Source organism: Bifidobacterium myosotis (genome assembly GCF_002259745.1).
Taxonomy (GTDB): Bacteria; Actinomycetota; Actinomycetes; order Actinomycetales; family Bifidobacteriaceae; genus Bifidobacterium; species Bifidobacterium myosotis.
In genome coordinates, this window is sequence record NZ_MWWW01000029.1 from 1 (window position 1) to 17,619 (window position 17,619).

At 59.6% G+C, this 17,619-nt stretch carries 18 protein-coding genes, 1 tRNA gene and 1 pseudogene; 15 read left to right on the forward strand and 5 right to left on the reverse strand.

The window, feature by feature from the left end:
* Positions 1-413 (forward strand): ATP-binding protein (locus BMYO_RS10415; protein ID WP_158216989.1); only part of this gene is annotated, 413 nt, incomplete at its 5' end.
* Positions 414-827: 414 nt separating this feature from the next.
* Entirely contained in the window at positions 828-1,463 is a 636-nt protein-coding gene (locus BMYO_RS10425) for a PDDEXK family nuclease (RefSeq protein WP_094668402.1), read from the forward strand.
* Here BMYO_RS10425 and BMYO_RS10430 read toward each other — a convergent pair.
* From BMYO_RS10430 to BMYO_RS10440, 3 genes are all read right to left on the reverse strand, one after another.
* On the reverse strand, positions 1,453-2,319 hold the full coding sequence (locus BMYO_RS10430; RefSeq protein WP_094668403.1) for a DNA-methyltransferase: 867 nt from the start codon (positions 2,317-2,319) through the stop codon (positions 1,453-1,455). The two genes, BMYO_RS10425 and BMYO_RS10430, sit on opposite strands and share 11 nt — an antisense overlap.
* Before the next feature lie 53 nt (positions 2,320-2,372).
* Positions 2,373-2,618: a hypothetical protein gene (locus BMYO_RS10435; protein WP_094668404.1), complete on the reverse strand. Its 246-nt coding sequence runs from the start codon at positions 2,616-2,618 to the stop codon at positions 2,373-2,375.
* A 246-nt stretch (positions 2,619-2,864) separates the two neighbouring features.
* Entirely contained in the window at positions 2,865-3,050 is a 186-nt protein-coding gene (locus tag BMYO_RS10440) for a hypothetical protein (RefSeq protein WP_094668405.1), read from the reverse strand.
* 447 nt (positions 3,051-3,497) lie between these two features.
* On the opposite strand from BMYO_RS10440, the gene BMYO_RS10450 reads away from it, so the two are divergent.
* Positions 3,498-3,574, forward strand: a tRNA-Pro gene (locus BMYO_RS10450).
* A 522-nt stretch (positions 3,575-4,096) separates the two neighbouring features.
* A pseudogene (locus BMYO_RS12245) lies at positions 4,097-4,327 on the forward strand (DUF3800 domain-containing protein); the annotation flags it as partial.
* Between the two features lie 121 nt (positions 4,328-4,448).
* Here BMYO_RS12245 and BMYO_RS10460 read toward each other — a convergent pair.
* Positions 4,449-4,667, reverse strand: coding sequence for a hypothetical protein (locus tag BMYO_RS10460; RefSeq protein WP_094668406.1), 219 nt, complete (start codon positions 4,665-4,667; stop codon positions 4,449-4,451).
* 176 nt (positions 4,668-4,843) lie between these two features.
* Between BMYO_RS10460 and BMYO_RS10465 the strand changes: the two genes are divergently transcribed.
* The 10 genes from BMYO_RS10465 to BMYO_RS11905 all read left to right on the forward strand — a co-directional run bounded on the left by BMYO_RS10465 (position 4,844) and on the right by BMYO_RS11905 (position 16,499).
* Positions 4,844-5,398 (forward strand): hypothetical protein, encoded by a 555-nt coding sequence (locus BMYO_RS10465; RefSeq protein ID WP_143249171.1) that lies wholly within the window; start codon positions 4,844-4,846, stop codon positions 5,396-5,398.
* A gap of 275 nt (positions 5,399-5,673) precedes the next feature.
* Positions 5,674-6,153: an aminoacyl-tRNA deacylase gene (locus BMYO_RS11590; RefSeq protein ID WP_211276857.1), complete on the forward strand. Its 480-nt coding sequence runs from the start codon at positions 5,674-5,676 to the stop codon at positions 6,151-6,153.
* 156 nt (positions 6,154-6,309) lie between these two features.
* Positions 6,310-7,098, forward strand: coding sequence for a class I SAM-dependent methyltransferase (locus BMYO_RS10475; RefSeq protein ID WP_094668409.1), 789 nt, complete (start codon positions 6,310-6,312; stop codon positions 7,096-7,098).
* A 459-nt stretch (positions 7,099-7,557) separates the two neighbouring features.
* The gene (locus BMYO_RS10480) at positions 7,558-8,952 is read left to right on the forward strand and encodes a UTP--glucose-1-phosphate uridylyltransferase (protein WP_169834140.1); all 1,395 of its coding nucleotides are present in this window, start codon (positions 7,558-7,560) and stop codon (positions 8,950-8,952) included.
* Between the two features lie 261 nt (positions 8,953-9,213).
* A complete protein-coding gene (locus tag BMYO_RS10485; RefSeq protein ID WP_094668410.1) occupies positions 9,214-11,127 on the forward strand; it encodes a helix-turn-helix transcriptional regulator in 1,914 nt (637 codons plus the stop codon).
* Between the two features lie 53 nt (positions 11,128-11,180).
* The gene (locus BMYO_RS10490; protein ID WP_094668411.1) at positions 11,181-11,501 is read left to right on the forward strand and encodes a hypothetical protein; all 321 of its coding nucleotides are present in this window, start codon (positions 11,181-11,183) and stop codon (positions 11,499-11,501) included.
* Between the two features lie 160 nt (positions 11,502-11,661).
* The gene (locus BMYO_RS10495; protein ID WP_094668412.1) at positions 11,662-14,235 is read left to right on the forward strand and encodes a DEAD/DEAH box helicase; all 2,574 of its coding nucleotides are present in this window, start codon (positions 11,662-11,664) and stop codon (positions 14,233-14,235) included.
* Positions 14,236-14,398: 163 nt separating this feature from the next.
* Positions 14,399-14,746 (forward strand): RNA polymerase-binding protein RbpA, encoded by a 348-nt coding sequence (locus BMYO_RS10500; protein WP_094668413.1) that lies wholly within the window; start codon positions 14,399-14,401, stop codon positions 14,744-14,746.
* A 253-nt stretch (positions 14,747-14,999) separates the two neighbouring features.
* Positions 15,000-15,719, forward strand: coding sequence for an HAD hydrolase-like protein (locus BMYO_RS10505; RefSeq protein WP_094668414.1), 720 nt, complete (start codon positions 15,000-15,002; stop codon positions 15,717-15,719).
* A gap of 366 nt (positions 15,720-16,085) precedes the next feature.
* Positions 16,086-16,499 carry a hypothetical protein gene (locus BMYO_RS11905; protein WP_211276858.1) on the forward strand — a complete coding sequence of 138 codons (414 nt, stop codon included), beginning with the start codon at positions 16,086-16,088 and terminating at the stop codon, positions 16,497-16,499.
* Between the two features lie 130 nt (positions 16,500-16,629).
* Here BMYO_RS11905 and BMYO_RS10515 read toward each other — a convergent pair whose 3' ends face one another.
* Complete coding sequence (locus tag BMYO_RS10515; RefSeq protein ID WP_143249172.1) at positions 16,630-17,166, reverse strand: DUF3592 domain-containing protein; 537 nt, start codon at positions 17,164-17,166, stop codon at positions 16,630-16,632.
* Positions 17,167-17,196: 30 nt separating this feature from the next.
* On the opposite strand from BMYO_RS10515, the gene BMYO_RS10520 reads away from it, so the two are divergent.
* The coding region (locus BMYO_RS10520; RefSeq protein ID WP_169834139.1) for a helix-turn-helix domain-containing protein at positions 17,197-17,619 on the forward strand (423 nt) is incomplete at its 3' end.

Below are 17,619 nucleotides of genomic sequence, written 5' to 3' on the forward strand. Positions count from 1 at the left end.
TCGGCAAGAGCCATCTCGCGATCGCGATCGGCAGGCTCGCCTGCGCCAGGGGCATACCGGTCCGGTTCTTCACCGCGACCGGACTGCTCATGCGCCTGCGCCGCGCCCAACNGGACAACCGGCTCGACCGGGAGCTCGCGGGCATCGGCAAAGCACGCCTCCTGATCATCGACGAGTTCGGCTACCTGCCCATCGACGAGGAAGGCAGCCGCCTCCTCTTCCAGATCATCAGCGACAGCTACGAGACAAGGAGCATCATCTACACCACCAACATCGAATTCTCGGGATGGGGACGCATTCTCGGCGACAAGAACATGGCCGCCGCCCTCATCGACCGCACCGTCCACCACGGACGACTCATCAGATTCGAGGGCCACTCCTACCGCAGCCAACACGCCCTCATGACCAAATAACCAAACAACACAACAACACACGCAGACAGGCAGCGGCCGATACCGCACACACTGCGGAAAACCCGCTGCCTACACTGCGGAAAAACACTGCACAAAACGCAGACACCAACTTGACAAAGCACAGCAGGGCCAGCGCCTGCGACGACCTGCGCCTGCGCGCCCAACGCTCCAGCTGGTCCCGCTCCCCGTCCGTCAACGTCAACTCGGCCTTAGGCCGTCCCGTCCTCGCCATGCCCCGATCATACCAGAATTAATAAACGATTTTTTGACGCGGCATACTAGGATGACTGAGGAACAACAATAGGGGGACTGAATCGATGCCTCTCTCGTTCACTTCCTATGAAGCGCCAGCATTCACGACGTGCGATGGTGTCCTCACGCGATACTCGTACCATATGCAAGTAGGATAAAAACATGAAAATTACTAAATGGCAGACACTGCTGAGTACAGGCGAATACGAATCATCGCCAGAGTACGACTTCATCGAAAATCAGATTCGCGAAGCCATCCACCATGTCGTATGGCCTATCGGGTCAGATGCGTTTACGATATACCCCGAATCGGGTAAAAAGTCAGACGAGGGGAACGGTGTAAAGCCTATCAAGTTGGGATTCACGAAATATCTGCACAATCATGGATGGACTTTGGAAGAGAAAGCTGGTCGCGGTCGAGGCAAGGGCCCCCACCCTGGTGCGTTTGATTGCCATTGGCGTTGGCCGGAGACGGAATCCGACTTCCTGCCCTTTGCCGTCGAATGGGAGACTGGCAATATCTCGTCATCACATAGAGCCATCAATCGGCTCGCATTAGGAATACTGGAAGGTTGGCTGTCCGGTGGAATACTTGTCGTACCGTCGGAAAAACTAGCTCCATATCTAACCGACAGGATTGGTAATGAACCAGAACTTCGCCCATACATCCCGCTCTGGAAGCACTGGAAGTCACTGGCAACTCCCAGCTATCTCGGCATCGTGACTATCGAACAGGATGCCGAGAGCTGGGATGTACCTCGTATCCCTAAAGGAACAGACGGCCGCGCTAGGCGATGAGCGGCCACTGCTCTGCTACGGGTTGAATCAATTTAGGTTTGCTTTTCCCTGCGTCGCCTTTTTGGGGCATCTCGAAGACTGCTTCTCGTCCGGTAAGCCGACGTTCAATGGGATCTGTGTCACCGAGCTCGATTCCCAGCCAGTGTCGGTGCATGCGTTCGGCAACGGCATAAGTGGTGCCCGATCCTCCAAATGGATCGAGCACCACATCGCCTGGCTCGCTGCTTATGGTCAATACCCGTTCCAACATTTTCTCAGGCAAGGCATTGGCAGCGCGGCGTTTGTCTTTTCGGTGCCTCACTGGACTTAAATCTGTCCACACGTCGGTCAGATTCACGCCAAGCGGATTCATCTTATTCCGATGCCCGCCATAATCGTGAATTTCACCACCACAGTGTCGGCATAGCTCAATGGGCGTTCGAGGTCTTGTGAACGTTCTCGGCTTACCCTTAGTGAAATACAGTAAGGAATAATGAGCAGGGCTCAGCTTACCGGGAATGGGGAGTCCCATCTTCATGGACACCGCAACCTGATGTCGAAACATAAGCTCAGGTTTCTGCATCAGATGCGCTCCAATCATGATATTCCACCGAGGAATGTTGTAAATCCAGATAGCCCCGCCGGGAGACAGCAATGGGACAGCCGCATCGATCCACTCGTATGTCCATGCGAGATATTCTGAATTCTTCAGATTGTCCTTAACCCCCTTGCCATAGTCCTTATTGAGATTAAAGGGTGGATCAGCAAAAATGAGATCAACCGTTTCAGGTTCGAGCGTTTTCATCCACGAAACACAGTCACCGTGATAGAGCGTACCGAGTTCGGTCTGTAGCACTTCTTTGGCTTTGTCAGTCATAATACCCACCTTTGTAGCGAATGTATTTATTGTATTACATGCACTACATTAGTTCAACTGTGGTGTTTTATGTATTCCACTAAGGCAGCCTCAACGATTTGGGTACGGCTGAGACCCATGGGGTTATGGGTACCGGCAAACTCCTTGAGGGCCGCAACAGTCTCTGTCTTGAGCCGGAAGCTCGTAGGTGTCGATTTCACCGCATTGCTCTTTTTGTGTGCAACGACCTCTGCGCTCGGGGGCACCTCTCGCTCACGCGCGCCCTTCTGAAGTTCAAAGCACTCAGTTTCGCTAGTCATCTATGTTTCCTTGCGATCTCTTGACTTCGAGACGCTATAGCGTCTCTCCTTATCCACAGTGTATCACTGTAGCTCTTGTAGTGCATGTGACTAGGGAGGCTCATTACAAATAGAAATCTCCATTCAGTATCCCACAGACAGCCACATCCTTAAACGTTTACCTACTACATATTTCCTTGACGGGAAATACAAGAAAAGCCGGCACCCGACGCCATGAAAGACGACGAGTGCCGGCAGCGAAATGGATCAATCCGCGACATTGTCCTTGCTCAGCTTGCCGCCCAGCGCCTGGTTGGCGAGGGTGTGGACGGTTTGGGCGACGTCGATGACGCCGGTGAGGACGATGCCCCACCCGTAGCCGTGGAAGCCGTTGGTGGCGGCGATGGCAACGACGCCGAGCAGGACGCTCACGCCGAGGCTGGTCAGGCCCACGTAGTCGGCGGGGATGTACTTCTTGAACGCCTGCGCGCGGTGAGCGCATCGGTGCGTCGAATAATATACCGTAACGACACCGCGACTGCGCCACTTTGCAGGCTTGGAGAGAAATCATCGACACGGCGCTTGTTGTTTTAGACCCGAAGGGCTGCATGAGGTATGGATACGATGCCGCATCCGTTACGTCACCAGATATACTGCACCAGATATGCGCACTGATGATGTCGTAGAAGTTGGAATCGCCTTTGGACACTTTCCGGCATACGGCACCTGCCACAGATCAGCGAACTGGACGCCAATACCGTGGTGTGATGCAGTGATGAACAATCCTCTCTTGACTTAGGGCGGCATGGATTCCGCCCATACATGTAACATCGCGACACGCGCCGAATTTGTCTTAAATATGATTCATGCTAAATTAGCTGACTGTTGCTTTTGCAGCATCGGGCCATAGCGCAGTTTGGTAGCGCACTTGACTGGGGGTCAAGGGGTCGCGGGTTCAAATCCCGCTGGCCCGACCAGAAAGCCCGGAATCTCAACGATTCCGGGCTTCATTGTTTTTGCTTGAATCGTGTTTGGACACGATGGGACACGATGAAATACGCGACCTCGGACCGAAACTGCTCCCGATCATCAGATGAATCCCAGTCATTCCGTGTTGCGGACGGTATCGACTGGGTAATCGAGAATCATGCGGTCAATGTCCTCAGATTGTTGGAATTTGAACGATTTGAATGGTCTGGCATGCTGTGGAATCGTGTCTGTGGACGCGCTTTCGGACACGATTCTGACACAACGCACCGCGACACGCCTCGAATCACCGGCATGCCGCGATTTCGTTCGATGAATTTCCTTATCCGATTTCGTCGACTGCTTGCGGCTGCCGGTCCAAGTCGTCTTCTCCCATCACGAAGGGCGCGACGTTGCATGTTGCAATGCGTTTGGTACAATTGAGAATGCTTTGTCCCGCAAGGGCGAGGCTCCAAGTCGCCGGGGGTATTCCCCCGGCATTCCTTGATTCGTCGTCTCGTCAGGGGATTCGGTTGAGTGAATTGAGCGTCTTCGTGGACGAATCCGGCGAATGGGGTAAGTTGTCCGAATATTACCTCATCACACTAGTATTCCATGTGCAATCCGAACCCATAGCGGTGCATATCGAAAAATACGAACGACATCTGGCCGATTCGGGTTTGCCGGACATTCCGTTCCACGCTGGGCCTTTGTTCAACGGACATGACGACTACGAGAATGTCCTGTTTTCGAATCGCAAACAAGGCCGTTTGCCTGACCGCCATTCCGGTACAAGAGCTCGGAGAAATGTGAGGTGTGAGTGGTGTGATTGCGGAATTGAATTCTCTTTTCTAGTGTCTTCCTCATATGAGGAAGACACTCCTTTTAAGAACGTTGGCGCAGCAACGGCACGATGTCCCGCAGGGTGACGTGACCGTTCGGGTCGGGCGTGAGGCGTTTCTGGTGGATCCATGTGCGGATGGTCGCGGCGGGCAGCCGTATGCCGGCCTTCGCGCATTCACCGCTCAGCTGCTTGGGCGTGCCCTTCTTCTCCGACTTGGCGAGCCGGTCGAGCAGTCGGTCGGCGGCGTAGGTGCGGTTCATCTCGGCGCTGCAGGAACGGCATTCGCCATGTGGGCGCGTGATTCACCCCAGACGATGCCGTTGGACATAACGGGTATGCGCCGAACGCCGCCACATTCACTGCTCACGCCAGTCGGCCGGCAACATGTACCATCGGGAAACGAGCAGTGTCAGCGAAAACGAATGAAGGCATGCGGATGATTGATTTCCATACGGCAAGACTGTTGACTGCATGGTCTATCGGTGTCGCTCCATCTGGGATTTCCGAAACCGGCCGTGCAGGCGAAGATGAGTTCATAACCACATGCATCTCAACAGATCATCCAAAGAAACAGGCCGATTACCTCGTGGATAGGAGACGACTCAAAGTTCACCTTCTACTGCCGTATGTACCGGAACTGGATAGGCCGGACGACCGTTCCTCCATGCTGCCGATTCGAGATAACGGAGGCGACGAAGAGGGATTCCACACATTCTGCTCCGTCTATTCGAGAAAGAGCACGGAGAATCTGCTGACGTACTATGCCCAGAAGATTAGACAACCTTTCTTCAACATCGAGGACACCAACCCTGACCTCACCGAAAGGGAACTGCGAAAGTGTCTGCTCTGGTGTATCTACTATGCAAAGGTCAATACAGAATACAAACCTTCGAACTCCTACCTCTTTTCCAGAAAAGCGTATTTGGGAATATGGGGCGTCATTGACAAGATTCTCGACATCCTACTGAAACCGATTTGGACATTCCTTTAGACTCCCTACGACTCAGCCATTGCAATTGCGTTATCGTAGTGGCTTGTCTTATGTAGGGGGATGGGTGGAAGGAGGCCGTATGACCGTAGACAATGACATCCCGAATTACTGAAGGGCCAGCCGGGCAACGGCCGTTATGCGCCGGTGTCCGGCATCCCAAGGATGATCGCAGTATCTCCGTGCTACAGTGGGACAGTCATACGGACGTCCGGTCAATGCGGATTGCTTTCCTTTGGCATCGTCACCGGCCGACGAAAGCAGTAAGGGGCGCGATCATGGTCAGTTTCGAGCAGGTCAGGGAGTTCGCCGATAGGCATTCGGGGCGTGCGCGGATCATCGAGCACGAGATGGCGATCGTCGATCTGGAATCCGGTGCGAAGGTGTTCGATATCACCAAGGCGGCAGCCACCTACGTCGTTGAATCCAAGGAGGGCGTGTTCGCCGTTGTCGCCTCTGCTGCGGGGCATCTGAAATGGCGACAGCTTGGTCGCGCGCTGGGTCTGCATCAGATTCGTCTTGCCTCGCCGGAACTTGTCAGGGAACGTACCGGTTACGACGTCGGCACGGTGGGACCGCTGTTTCTGGACGACGTGCGCATGTTCTTCAACAAACGGCTTCTGACGCATGACACGGTGTACTGCGGCACCGAGGACGCGCATCACACGCTCGCCATCGATCCTCGGCTCATCGTCGACAATAACGACATCGCCGGCTATTTCGACAGCGGCGAGTTCCTGAAACAACCGGAAGAGTAGTGTTCTACGTCAGAAATTCGTTGATGAGATGACTGCCCCTCGGTCCTGCTTTGCGGGACAGCTCGGAACAGCTCCGTTGACAAAGGAAGCCAACGCATAGTCAGCGAACTTCCGGCGCGGGGACTGGGGCAGAATACCCGCAGAAAGGATGATTCGATGATTGTTGACCAGCGCATCGATGATGGCACGCCGTTCGATTGGGGCCGGACATCGGCCGATTACGCGAAATACCGCGACATCTATCCGGCGGAGTTCTACCGGATGATTCTTGACCGCGGCCTATGCCGCGACGGCCAGCGTGTGCTCGATCTCGGCACCGGCACCGGCGTGCTGCCGCGCAACATGATTCGGTACGGTGCCACTTGGGTCGGTGCTGACATCTCGCGGCAGCAGATTGAACAGGCCCGTCGCCTGTCCGCAGGCATGAGCGGCATCGAATACCGGGTGTCGTCGGCGGAGGACATCGACTTTCCCGATGGGTCGTTCGACGTGGTCACCGCGTGCCAGTGCTTCTGGTATTTCAATCATGAGACGGTCTGCGACAAGCTGCATCATCTGCTCAAACCAAGCGGCCGACTGCTCGTGATGGTCATGGAATGGTTGCCATTCGAGGACGCGATCGCCGGCGCGAGCGAACGGCTCGTCCTCAAATACAGCCCCAACTGGAGCGGCGCGGGGGAGCGCATGCATCCGATCGACATCCCATCGTGCTATACGGACTCCGGTTTTGAGCTCGTTCATCATGAGGAACGCAAACTGGAGGTGCCGTTCACGCGGGAGAGTTGGAACGGACGGATGAAGGCGTGCCGGGGCATCGGCGCATCGCTTCCGCCCGAGCGGATCGCCGCATGGGAACAGGAGCACATGGCGATGCTCGAGCGCATCGCTCGCGAACGCTTCGACGTGCTGCATTACGCCGCGCTGGCCGAATTGAAGAGAATCTGACTGCCGCGGCTGCGCACATCCGCGGCGGCCGTGATGTCGGTCGAGCCCTCACCCTGCACGGCATGACGGGCTCGACCGCCGGAAATATGCGATGAACGTACGCAATGGACGGGAACCGGCCCATTCACCGATTATTCACGACCCTACGAGCCCGACCACGCGCGCACCAAGGGCAGGAGGCGCTAGACTGAGGGGTTATTGCAGTACGAAAGGATCACAGTGACCGCACTGAACGATGAAGCCCAGCAGAGCGTCGCATCCGCACATGCAGCCGGTGTGCACGACGCCCCGAACGCATCCGATGCCTCATCCGGCGCATCCGCCCCGGCCGAGGCGCCCGAGACAACCGTCGCGGACGGCCCGGCGGTCGGCGCCGACGAACAGTCCGCCGCCGCGCAACAGGCCGAACAGCAGCAGGACAACGCCCCGGACGACGTGTTCGAGCATTCCGCAGCCAAGATGCGTGAACACGGCATGAGCGAGACCGCCATCAACCAGTTCGAACGTCTGTACAACGTCTGGCGCAACGACGAGGGCACCAGCTGGATTCGCGAGGACGACGTCGAACCGCTCGGCCACATCCCCAGCTTCCACGACGTCTACGAGACCATCAACCACGACAAGGCTGTGGACGCCTTCGCCAAGACCGCGTTCATCAAGCTCAACGGCGGTCTGGGCACCTCCATGGGTCTGCAGAAGGCCAAGTCGCTGCTGCCGGTGCGTCGTCACAAGGCCAAGCAGATGCGCTTCATCGACATCATCATCGGCCAGGTGCTCACAGCCCGCACCCGTCTGGACGTGGAACTGCCGCTCACGTTCATGAACTCGTTCCATACCTCCGCGGACACGATGAAGGTGCTCAAGCATCATCGCAAGTTCAAGCAGAGCGAGGTGCCGATGGAGATCATCCAGCATCAGGAGCCCAAGCTTGTCGCGGCCACCGGAGAGCCGGTGAGCTTCCCGCAGAACCCCGACCTCGAATGGTGCCCGCCGGGCCACGGCGACCTGTTCTCCACCATCTGGGAGTCCGGTCTGCTGGACGTGCTCGAGGCCCGCGGTCTCAAGTACCTGTTCATCTCCAACTCGGACAACCTCGGCGCGCGCCCGTCGCGTACGCTGGCGCAGCACTTCGAGAACACCGGCGCGCCGTTCATGGCCGAGGTGGCCGTCCGTACCAAGGCCGACCGTAAGGGCGGCCACATCGTGCGCGACAAGGTGACCGGCCGTCTCATGCTGCGTGAGATGAGCCAGGTCCATCCGGACGACAAGGCCGCCGCGGAGGACATCGCGAAGCACCCGTACTTCAACACCAACTCGATCTGGATTCGCATCGACGCCCTCAAGGCCAAGCTTGCCGAATGCAACGGTGTGCTGCCGCTGCCCGTGATTCGCAACAGGAAGACCGTGGACCCCACCAATCCGGACACCGAGCAGGTGATTCAGCTGGAAACTGCCATGGGTGCCGCCATCGGGCTGTTCAACGGATCCATCTGCGTGCAGGTGGACCGCATGCGGTTCCTGCCGGTCAAGACCACCAACGACCTTTTCATCATGCGGTCCGATCGCTTCCACTTGACGGATACCTACGAAATGGAGGACGGCAACTACATCTTCCCGAACGTCGAACTCGACCAGCGGTACTACAAGTACATCCGCGATTTCGACGAGCGCTTCCCGTACGACGTCCCCTCGCTGGCCGCCGCCAACTCTGTGACCATCAAGGGCGACTGGACGTTCGGCCGTGACGTGGCCATGTTCGCCGACGCCGTTCTGGAGGACAAGGGCGAACCCAGCTACGTGCCGAACGGCGAGTACGTCGGTCCGCTGGGCATCGAGCCCGACGACTGGGTGTGATCCGGGCACGATCGCAATGTGATTCCGATACGACTATGTGCGTGTATGGTCGGCCTTACGCGAACGCGAGGGCCGTCCATACAGACCGGCCATACACACACCCGAACGCGGGGATTATGCGGAAATGCGCAGAGGAAAACAACAAAATGACGTTATTTTTCGGGAAATGTCGCCAGCCACCGAAAAAACACTCTAAGATGGAGGAAGTGCGGGATAACACTTGCACACTTATAACGAAACATTAACTATACGTGAGGACTAATGGCAGAAGGAACAAGCGGACGTCGGCGTTTTTCCGATAAGTGGGGCAAACACGAGCTCGATGTGCTGGCCGTATTGTCTTCCGCGTTCCCGCAATGGCTCACGTCGCGCCAGATTGCGCAGCGCGTCAAGGCCTACGCGGATTCGTATGGCGAACTGGCCGATCAGGCAGCCAAAGCCGCATTCGCCAAGCAGTTCCAGCGCGACCGCGCTAAGCTCGCAGCCATGGGCATCGCCATCGAGTCCCGTCAGCCGGAATACTCGTCCAAGTCGGAGGGGCAGGATTTCGCCTCATACCGGCTGCAGCTGGGCGATGAGCCGCGCATCCGCCTGATGTTCGAACCGGAGGACATGCCGGTGCTGGCCGCCGCCAACTACCTGGCCCGTTCGATGTCGATCTCCTCCGAACCGGACCAGTCGCAGCTGACCCAGCACGCCTCGCGCACCACGCCGCGCGTGCCGCAGACGCCGATTCCCGGCCTCGGGCTTGACTCCATCGCCCCGGGCCTCGGTACCCAGCCGATTCCTGACTCGCTGGTCAAGGTCATCGATTCCCGTCGTTTCGCCGCCACCGTCGAGGTGGATGGCGAGCATCTCAACGTGGCGTACACCGATTCCGACGATCTGGCCATGTACGTGCTTGAGCACCCCGGTGCCACCATCGTCAGCCCGCAGGAGGCCGTGGACGCCTATCACCGCCGTCTGCACGCCGCGAGCCGGTTCACGCTGGCGGACGAGTCGGTCAGCCCGGTGAGCGCGTCCGTCGTCTCCCCGTCGATCAGCCGCGATGTGAGCGAGCCCGGCGACCCCGAGTCCATCAAGGCGCAGAACAAGAAGAACAGCTCCGCGTTCCAGACCGGCAGCGAGGTGGATCGCCGCCTGCGCCTCATGCTGTTCCTGTCCGCCCATCTGGGCGAGGAGTTCTCCATGGGCGAGCTGGCCGAACGGTTCATCGGCAAGCCCAAGAACGACGATGAGCTCAAGAAGCACATCAACATCATCCACAAGGACATCAACACGCTGACCACCGTGTCCGACGACGGGGAAATGGCCGGCAGCCAGTTCTTCGACATCGATTGGCCGCTGCTCGACTCCGAAGGCATCGTGTCCGCCACCAATTCGCTGGGATTGGAGCGGCTGGCCGGCATTTCGCCGCAGTATCTGAGCATGCTCACGGCATCCGTCAGCTACCTCGCCCATTCGCCGTTGCTGCCGGACAAGCAGCGCAGCCAGGCCGAATCGCTCTACCTGCGTCTGCGTCGGCACGTCACGCCCGGTCAGACCCCGTGGCTGAGCCTGACCGGATACGAACTGGAGCCGCGCAGCTTCTCGCTGGTCAAGCGCGCCATCAACACCGACTCCCTGCTCGACATGGAATACACGGACGGCACCGGCCGCACGCGCCGCAAGCTTGTGGCGCCCTCGAAGATCTTCATCGACGAGGGCGTCTACTATGCCGCCGTCTACACGGACGTCGGCGCCGCGGCCCCGAAGGACAAGAAGGCGTACGTCTCCAAGGACACCAGCATCGACAAGGCCACCGGCAAGCCGCGCGTCTGGCAGGTGCTGCGTCTCGCCCGCATCGAGAAGGGTGAGCTCGTCAAGCCCACCAAGGAGATCGATGTGCCGAACGTGCCGGTTAACGAGCTGCGCAAATGGAGCTTCGACAACGGCACCGAAGCGGTGTTCATCACCGATCAGCGCGACCTGCCGTTCATCAAGACCCTGCCCGGTGCCACCGTGGAGCATTGCGGTGCGGGGGAGAAGGTGCATCTGACCGTGTCCTCCGATTCGTGGTTCGTGGCCTTCTGCATCGCCCATGCGCGGCACATCACCGCCGTGGCGCCGGAGACGTTGCGTACGATGATTGTGGCCCGCGCCGAACGCGAACTGAGCATCAGCGACAACAAGTAGAGTCAAGTGGTAAGTCGAGCAAGTCGAGAAGTAGAGTGAGGTAGGGAGAGCCCATGCCGTGGTGGATATGGCTGATTCTGGCCTTGTTCATGCTGTCCATGATTGTCGCCGGACTCATCTATGCGGGCATCCATGGATTGCGGGCGCTCCATGATATGTCCGGTGTGGCCGAGCGTGTCGGCGAACGGCTGGCCGCCATGGGTGAGCCTGATGAGTCGGCTGATTCGGCCGTCGAGCCGCCGCTGTTCACCCAGCCGCTGAGCAAGGCCCAGGAGCGTTACGCCGAGACCTATGCGGCGGTGTTGCGTCGCAGGGCCGCCAAACGTGAGCGCCACACACGGGCATGGAGCCGGTGGAAACGGTTCAACGACTAGACATTCGCTAGACATTCGTCAGGTCCGGCATACCGCACATACTCGGGTACCGTAAGACATGCGGCAACACACGAGTGCAGAGGTACGGCACAGGCATGGCACACGGGTACATGGGTACACGGGTACACGAGCGGCTTCGCCGGACCGGCAGGAAGGCATCATGGCACGTCACCATCACAGCAAGGACGACTCGCAAGCATCGAACCTCAGCCCTGCGCAACGGTACGCGGCCTTCCAGAAGACCAAACGCCAGCGCGACTCCGTGGCGGCGCGGTTCGCATCCACGTTGCCGTTCGACCTCGATGACTTCCAGCTCGAGGCCAACGACGCGCTCGAGGCCTGCAGCAACGTGCTGGTGGCCGCACCCACCGGCGCCGGCAAGACGGTGGTGGCCGATTTCGCCATCTATCTGGCGCAGGAGCGCAACGTCAAGGCCTTCTACACCACGCCCATCAAGGCGCTGAGCAACCAGAAGTACCATGACCTCGTGGATGTCTACGGCCCGGACCGGGTCGGCCTGCTTACGGGGGATACGTCGATCAACTCCGAAGCCGACATCGTGGTCATGACCACCGAGGTCCTGCGCAACATGCTGTACGAGCGTTCCTCCACGCTCTCCGCGCTCCGGTACGTGATCCTGGACGAGGTCCATTATCTTGCCGATCGATTCCGCGGGCCGGTCTGGGAGGAGGTCATCATCCACCTGCCCAAGTCGGTGAAAATCGTGGGCCTGTCCGCCACGGTGTCCAACGTCGAGGACTTCTCCAACTGGATCGCATCGGTCAGGGGCGATACCAAACTGGTGATCAGCGAGCACCGGCCGGTGCCGTTGGAACAGCATGTGCTGGTACAGGCGGACGACCACACCGAACCCGAGGTACTGGACCTGTACCGTCGCGATGACAAAGGCGAGCAGACGACGAAGCTCAACGCCACGCTCGTCAACCGCCTCGACCAGCTGGACAGCAAAGCCGCGCGACGCCGCGGACAGGAGCGCCCGGACAAGCGCAAGGGCGGCAAGTCGCGTCATGGCCGCGAGCCGAAACCCGAACGGTACACGCCCCGCCGCTGGGCCGTGGTGGACGAGCTCAACTTCCTGGACATGCTGCCCGGCATCTACTTCATCTTCTCGCGCAACGGGTGCGATCAGGCCGTTGAGCAGTGCATCAACGCCGGGCTCGAGCTCACCACGGACGCGGAGGCCGTGCGCATCCGTCGCATCGTGGACGAGATGGTGGCCGGACAGCTCACGCAGGAGGATCTCAAGGCCCTGCACTTCTCCAAGTTCCGATTCGCGTTGGAGGAGGGATTTGCCTCGCACCATGCCGGCATGATTGCCCTGTTCCGTCAGATCGTCGAACGGTTGTTCGAGGAGGGGCTGGTTAAGATGGTGTTCGCCACCGAGACGCTGGCCCTCGGCATCAACATGCCGGCCCGTTGCGTGGTGGTCGAGAAGCTGGAGAAATTCGACGGTACCGGGCATGTGCCGCTCACCCCCGGCGAGTTCACGCAGCTGACCGGTCGCGCCGGCCGCCGCGGCATCGACACCATCGGCCACGCCATCGTGGTGGACCATCACGGATTCGTGCCGGCCACAGCTGCCGCGCTTTCCTCCAAGCGCGTGTACCCGCTGCATTCGAGCTTCCGGCCCACGTTCAACATGGCCGTCAACCTGCTTAATTCCAGTGATTACGAGACCGCGCGCGTGACGCTGGACCAGTCCTTCGCCCAATGGGAGGCCAACGAATCGGCCTGGCAGCTCGAATCGCAGATTTCCACGCTCAAAACCGCGCTGGCGGGGTACGAGCAGGCGTTCCAGTGCAGCCACGGCGATTTCAAGGAGTTCATGACGCTGCGCATGGAGTTGAGCTCCATCGAGAAGGACGGCCGGCGCAAACTCAAGCACGAGGTGTTCCTCACCGATCAGGAGCGCAGCAAGGCCTTCCGCGATCTGGAGACACATATCCAGCAGCTGCGCAAGGCCGAACGCGAGCACCCGTGCCGCGACTGTCCGGATCTGCAGCAGCACCTCAAATGGGGTCATCGTTGGGCCCGTGAGACGCGCGAACTCGAGCGGGTGACCGACCGTTACGATTCCCGCACCGGATCGGTGGCACGCCAGTTCGATCGCATCTGCGACATCTTGTGTCAGCTCGGGTACCTCGACCGGCGCGACCATGAGGACGGCCGCGTGGACATGACCCTGACCGACAAGGGCAGACTGCTGCGCCGCATCTACAGCGAGCACGATCTGGAACTGTGCGAGGCGTTGCTTGCCGGCACGTTCGACAAGCTCGACGCCAACGGTCTGGCGGCCGTGCTGTCCGCGTTAGTATACGAGGCCCGTCGTGGCGGGGAGGGAGAGCCCCGGCATTATCCGGGCGGTGTCTCCGGACGCATCGCCATCGCCTCCTCCAAGCTCAAGGGCGTGTGCGCACACATCGATGCGCTGTGCGAGGACAACGGCCTCAACGAGCTTGCGCAGCCCGATTTCGGCATCGTGGACATCATGTACGAATGGGCCGATGGCGGCTCGCTGGCGGCCTGCCTCTACGGCACGGATATGACCGGCGGCGACTTCGTCCGCACGGCCAAGCGCCTGGCGGACGTGCTGCAGCAGATCGCAGTGGCCGGGCCGTTGCCGTTCGCCGGGGGAGAGGCTTTGGCGGACACCGCCAAGGAGGCCGCGGATCGCGTCAACCGCGGTGTCGTGGCGTATTCCGGCGTGGACTGATCGGGGACCGTTGCGTGGTTCGCCGCGAATCACCCTGATTCGGGCCCTGATTCGTCCCAGTTCGTTCCGGTTCACCCGGTTCGACCCGGCAAAGGAATAACGGTCAAGTCCGAACTGTTGCGTAGATTGGTACGGTTACGAATTATTCAAGGAGGACGCCGATATGGCAGAACGCAGCCTCAGGGGTATGAGCATCGGTGCGAAGTCGTTGGAGTCGGACGACAATGTCGATTTCGCCGCACGCAAGGATGTGGCGTACGTATGTCCGAAGGGCCATCGCACCATCCTGCCGTTCGCCGAAGGTGCCGAGGTGCCGGACGAGTGGGAGTGCCGTTGCGGCGCCGTGGCCCATCGCGAGGGCGATGCGGACCGCGAGGGCGACGAGATCGCCAAGCCCACCCGCACGCACTGGGACATGCTGCTGGAACGTCGTAGCGAAGAGGAGCTCGCGAAGCTCCTCGAGAAGCGACTGCAGATGCACCGCGACGGTTGGATTCCCGACTACGAGTGACGGCGAGTGACGGTGTGAGGGGCTGACCGGCGGCACGTATTAAGCGAATTACGTAGTAACGCTCGGAAGGCTCTGCCGTTCATCGGTGGAATCGTTGGAATCATCGCACGGTGAACAACACGTGAACCCAATGCCCAGTCAAAGCGACTGGGCATAATCATTGCTGGTAAAGTTCGCGCCAGTGCATCACTGGCGTGCGCGGCGCCCACGGGCGTCGCATGATGTTCGAATCGCGACAGGGGAGTAGACCTCAATGGCACAGCACCCGATGAACGTAGTCCTGCTGGATCTCGACGGCACGCTGACTAAATCCGACGGCGGCATCATCGCCTCCGTCGTCAAGACCTTCGAAGCGCTGGGCAGGCCCGTACCGGATGACGAGGAGTTGCAGCGCTTCATCGGCCCGGCCATCATCGAATCGCTGCAGCGCAACCATGTGCCCGAGGACGAGCTGGACCGCGCGGTGGACATCTACCGCAGCTACTACGCGGACAAAGCGGTGTTCGACGATCCGAACGAGCCCGGCAAGAAAGTGCCCGGCCGTCTGGTGAACGTGGTGTTCCCCGGCATCCGCGAACAGCTGGTCAAGCTGCGCGAGGACGGGTACTATCTGGCGCTGGCCAGCTGCAAGCCGGAGTACCAGTGCGTGCCGATCTGCGAGCACTTCCACCTCACCGAGCTACTGGACGGCATCTACGGCGCTTCCAAGGACAATTCCCGTCTCGACAAGGACCAGGTGATCCGCTACTGCTTCGATAAGATCGGTTTCGACGCCGCCGCAGGCGACAAGGCGTTGATGATCGGCGACCGGTACACCGACATCGACGGCGCCCGCGCCTGCGGTCTGGACACCATCGGCTGCCGTTGGGGCTACGCGCCTGCCGGCGAGATGGAGGAGCACGGCGTCTACGAAATCATCGAGACCGTGGACCAGCTCGAGGATGCCGTCAACCGGTACTTCCAGACGCACTGAGTTGCGCGGATTGCCTGTGCGCCGCGGCTGTGGCATAGGGCGTTGCCCCGCGTGGCTTTGCATGGCTCTTACTGCGCCGCATGGCATTTGCTGGCGGTCAGTGTGGGTGGCTTTCCTGATTTGCAGGAAAGCCACCCACAAGTCGTCTCTAGCTGATTACCTGGACTGCCCGGACGTTCCAGAACGCACAATGATGTGTATGTCGGCCCGTTCTTCTTATTGATGGCAGTGCCGTGCAACCCGATGCATCCGGCCGTGGCACGATGAACTTCATGCAAACGCAGGCGGATAACGTTGTAGTGGCCGGTAATACGGCATAGACTATGAAGTGAAGACAATCGACGTCTCAAGAGAAGGGGGCCAATAATGTCCAATCCTAATCCCAATCTCAATGTCAGTCCGGTTCCGCAGCAGCCGATTCCTCCGGCCGGTTCTCCGCAGTACGCGGCTCCGGCACCACAGCCCGGTGCACAGCCGCAGTATGGCGCGCCGCAAGCCGGGTATCAGGGTGCTCCGGTTGCTCCCGCCTATCCTCAGCAATATGCCCTGCAGGGCTACCAGCAGCCGAATCCGACCGACACTGGTTCGTTCGGTTGGGCGGTACTCGGCTTCTTCATCCCGCTTGTCGGCCTGATTCTGTTCCTCGTGTGGAAGAACGAGAAGCCGCTAAGCGCGAAGAAGGCCGGCATGGGCGCGTTGGTGTCCGTCATCCTTACGGTTGCGCTGTATGTGATCTTCATTGTGATTGGCATCTTCGTGGCGATGTCGTCTGCATCCTGATTCAAAATCCGTTTTTGACATGCTTTTCAGCCGATTGCCCGGCAGTACATTGATGAAGATACTGCCGGGCAATCGGCTGATTGTGTCATGTGCGGCGTAACCGATGGGCTGATGTGCTGCCGCCCGTCGTTCACGACAGCACGCCGACCGCCGCCAGAATGAACAGGACCAACCCCACGACGAGATCAAACACGCCAACTACCGTGAATATGATCAGCATGATCTTCGGACCACGTTCGCCCTCCACGAACCCATCCGACGGGTTGAACGGATCGTATTTGACGACGACCCATTCTCCGACCTTATATTGAGGCGGAGTCGAGGCGACCGACGACACGATGGTGTATTCGTCCCGTCCCACGGTGTAGGTGAACACCGGTTTCCAAGAGGGCCGCCCCTCGCTGTTCTGGCTTTCGATGAGCCGCGTCACCACACCGTTGATGGTGGAAGAGCATCGGGCCTTCCGTTCATTGCGACGTACGTAGATGCGCCAGCACACCACGACGATGATAACCGATACCACTGTGATGATTCCGCCGACCAGCATGAAAACATTCGAGCCTTCGCCAGTTTGTGTGGTGGGGTGTTGAGCCTTGGCGTCGTGGCCGGGGCTTTTTCGTGTGCGGGTATGGAAGGGGCGTTCGCCTGTTAGGTTTGTTTCCGCCAAGAAATGGAACCGAAGAACAGGGGAACGCCTATGCCCACCATATCAGCCGGCGCGCTCAAGCGCATGCTGCATCTGCCCGCCAACGTCGTGATCGGCACGCCCCGCGTCGAACGGGATCACGCCGGCCGTGAGATCGTCGTCGTCCCGGTCCGCCCGTATGCGAGTGTCATGGGCCGGTGCGCTGAATGCGGCGGGCATGGCCGGCCGTATGACCGTCTGCCCACGCGACGATGGCGGCATCTCGACATCGGCTGCGCGAGGCTTTTCCTGGAGTACGCGCCTCGGCGCGTGACCTGCGCCGGGCATGGCGTGACGGTCGCGATGGTGCCGTGGGCGAGACGCAAGAGCGCGTACACGTATGACTTCGAGCAGCAGGTCGCGTGGCTGAGCGTGCACGCGCCCAGAAGCGCCGTGTCGGCCCTGACTCGCGTCGACTGGAAGAGCGTGGGCCCC

What these genes read in the sequence shown, in the direction of transcription:
- BMYO_RS11590 (WP_211276857.1), top strand. Translation starts at nt 5,674, where the DNA reads ATGGTCAGTTTCGAGCAGGTCAGGGAGTTCGCCGATAGGCATTCGGGG.
- BMYO_RS10505 (WP_094668414.1), top strand. Translation starts at nt 15,000, where the DNA reads ATGGCACAGCACCCGATGAACGTAGTCCTGCTGGATCTCGACGGCACG.
- BMYO_RS10475 (WP_094668409.1), top strand. Translation starts at nt 6,310, where the DNA reads ATGATTGTTGACCAGCGCATCGATGATGGCACGCCGTTCGATTGGGGC.
- BMYO_RS10460 (WP_094668406.1), bottom strand. Translation starts at nt 4,667, where the DNA reads ATGAACCGCACCTACGCCGCCGACCGACTGCTCGACCGGCTCGCCAAG.
- BMYO_RS11905 (WP_211276858.1), top strand. Translation starts at nt 16,086, where the DNA reads ATGTCCAATCCTAATCCCAATCTCAATGTCAGTCCGGTTCCGCAGCAG.
- BMYO_RS10495 (WP_094668412.1), top strand. Translation starts at nt 11,662, where the DNA reads ATGGCACGTCACCATCACAGCAAGGACGACTCGCAAGCATCGAACCTC.
- BMYO_RS10480 (WP_169834140.1), top strand. Translation starts at nt 7,558, where the DNA reads ATGCGTGAACACGGCATGAGCGAGACCGCCATCAACCAGTTCGAACGT.
- BMYO_RS10425 (WP_094668402.1), top strand. Translation starts at nt 828, where the DNA reads ATGAAAATTACTAAATGGCAGACACTGCTGAGTACAGGCGAATACGAA.
- BMYO_RS10435 (WP_094668404.1), bottom strand. Translation starts at nt 2,618, where the DNA reads ATGACTAGCGAAACTGAGTGCTTTGAACTTCAGAAGGGCGCGCGTGAG.
- BMYO_RS10485 (WP_094668410.1), top strand. Translation starts at nt 9,214, where the DNA reads ATGGCAGAAGGAACAAGCGGACGTCGGCGTTTTTCCGATAAGTGGGGC.
- BMYO_RS10490 (WP_094668411.1), top strand. Translation starts at nt 11,181, where the DNA reads ATGCCGTGGTGGATATGGCTGATTCTGGCCTTGTTCATGCTGTCCATG.
- BMYO_RS10465 (WP_143249171.1), top strand. Translation starts at nt 4,844, where the DNA reads ATGATTGATTTCCATACGGCAAGACTGTTGACTGCATGGTCTATCGGT.
- BMYO_RS10430 (WP_094668403.1), bottom strand. Translation starts at nt 2,319, where the DNA reads ATGACTGACAAAGCCAAAGAAGTGCTACAGACCGAACTCGGTACGCTC.
- BMYO_RS10500 (WP_094668413.1), top strand. Translation starts at nt 14,399, where the DNA reads ATGGCAGAACGCAGCCTCAGGGGTATGAGCATCGGTGCGAAGTCGTTG.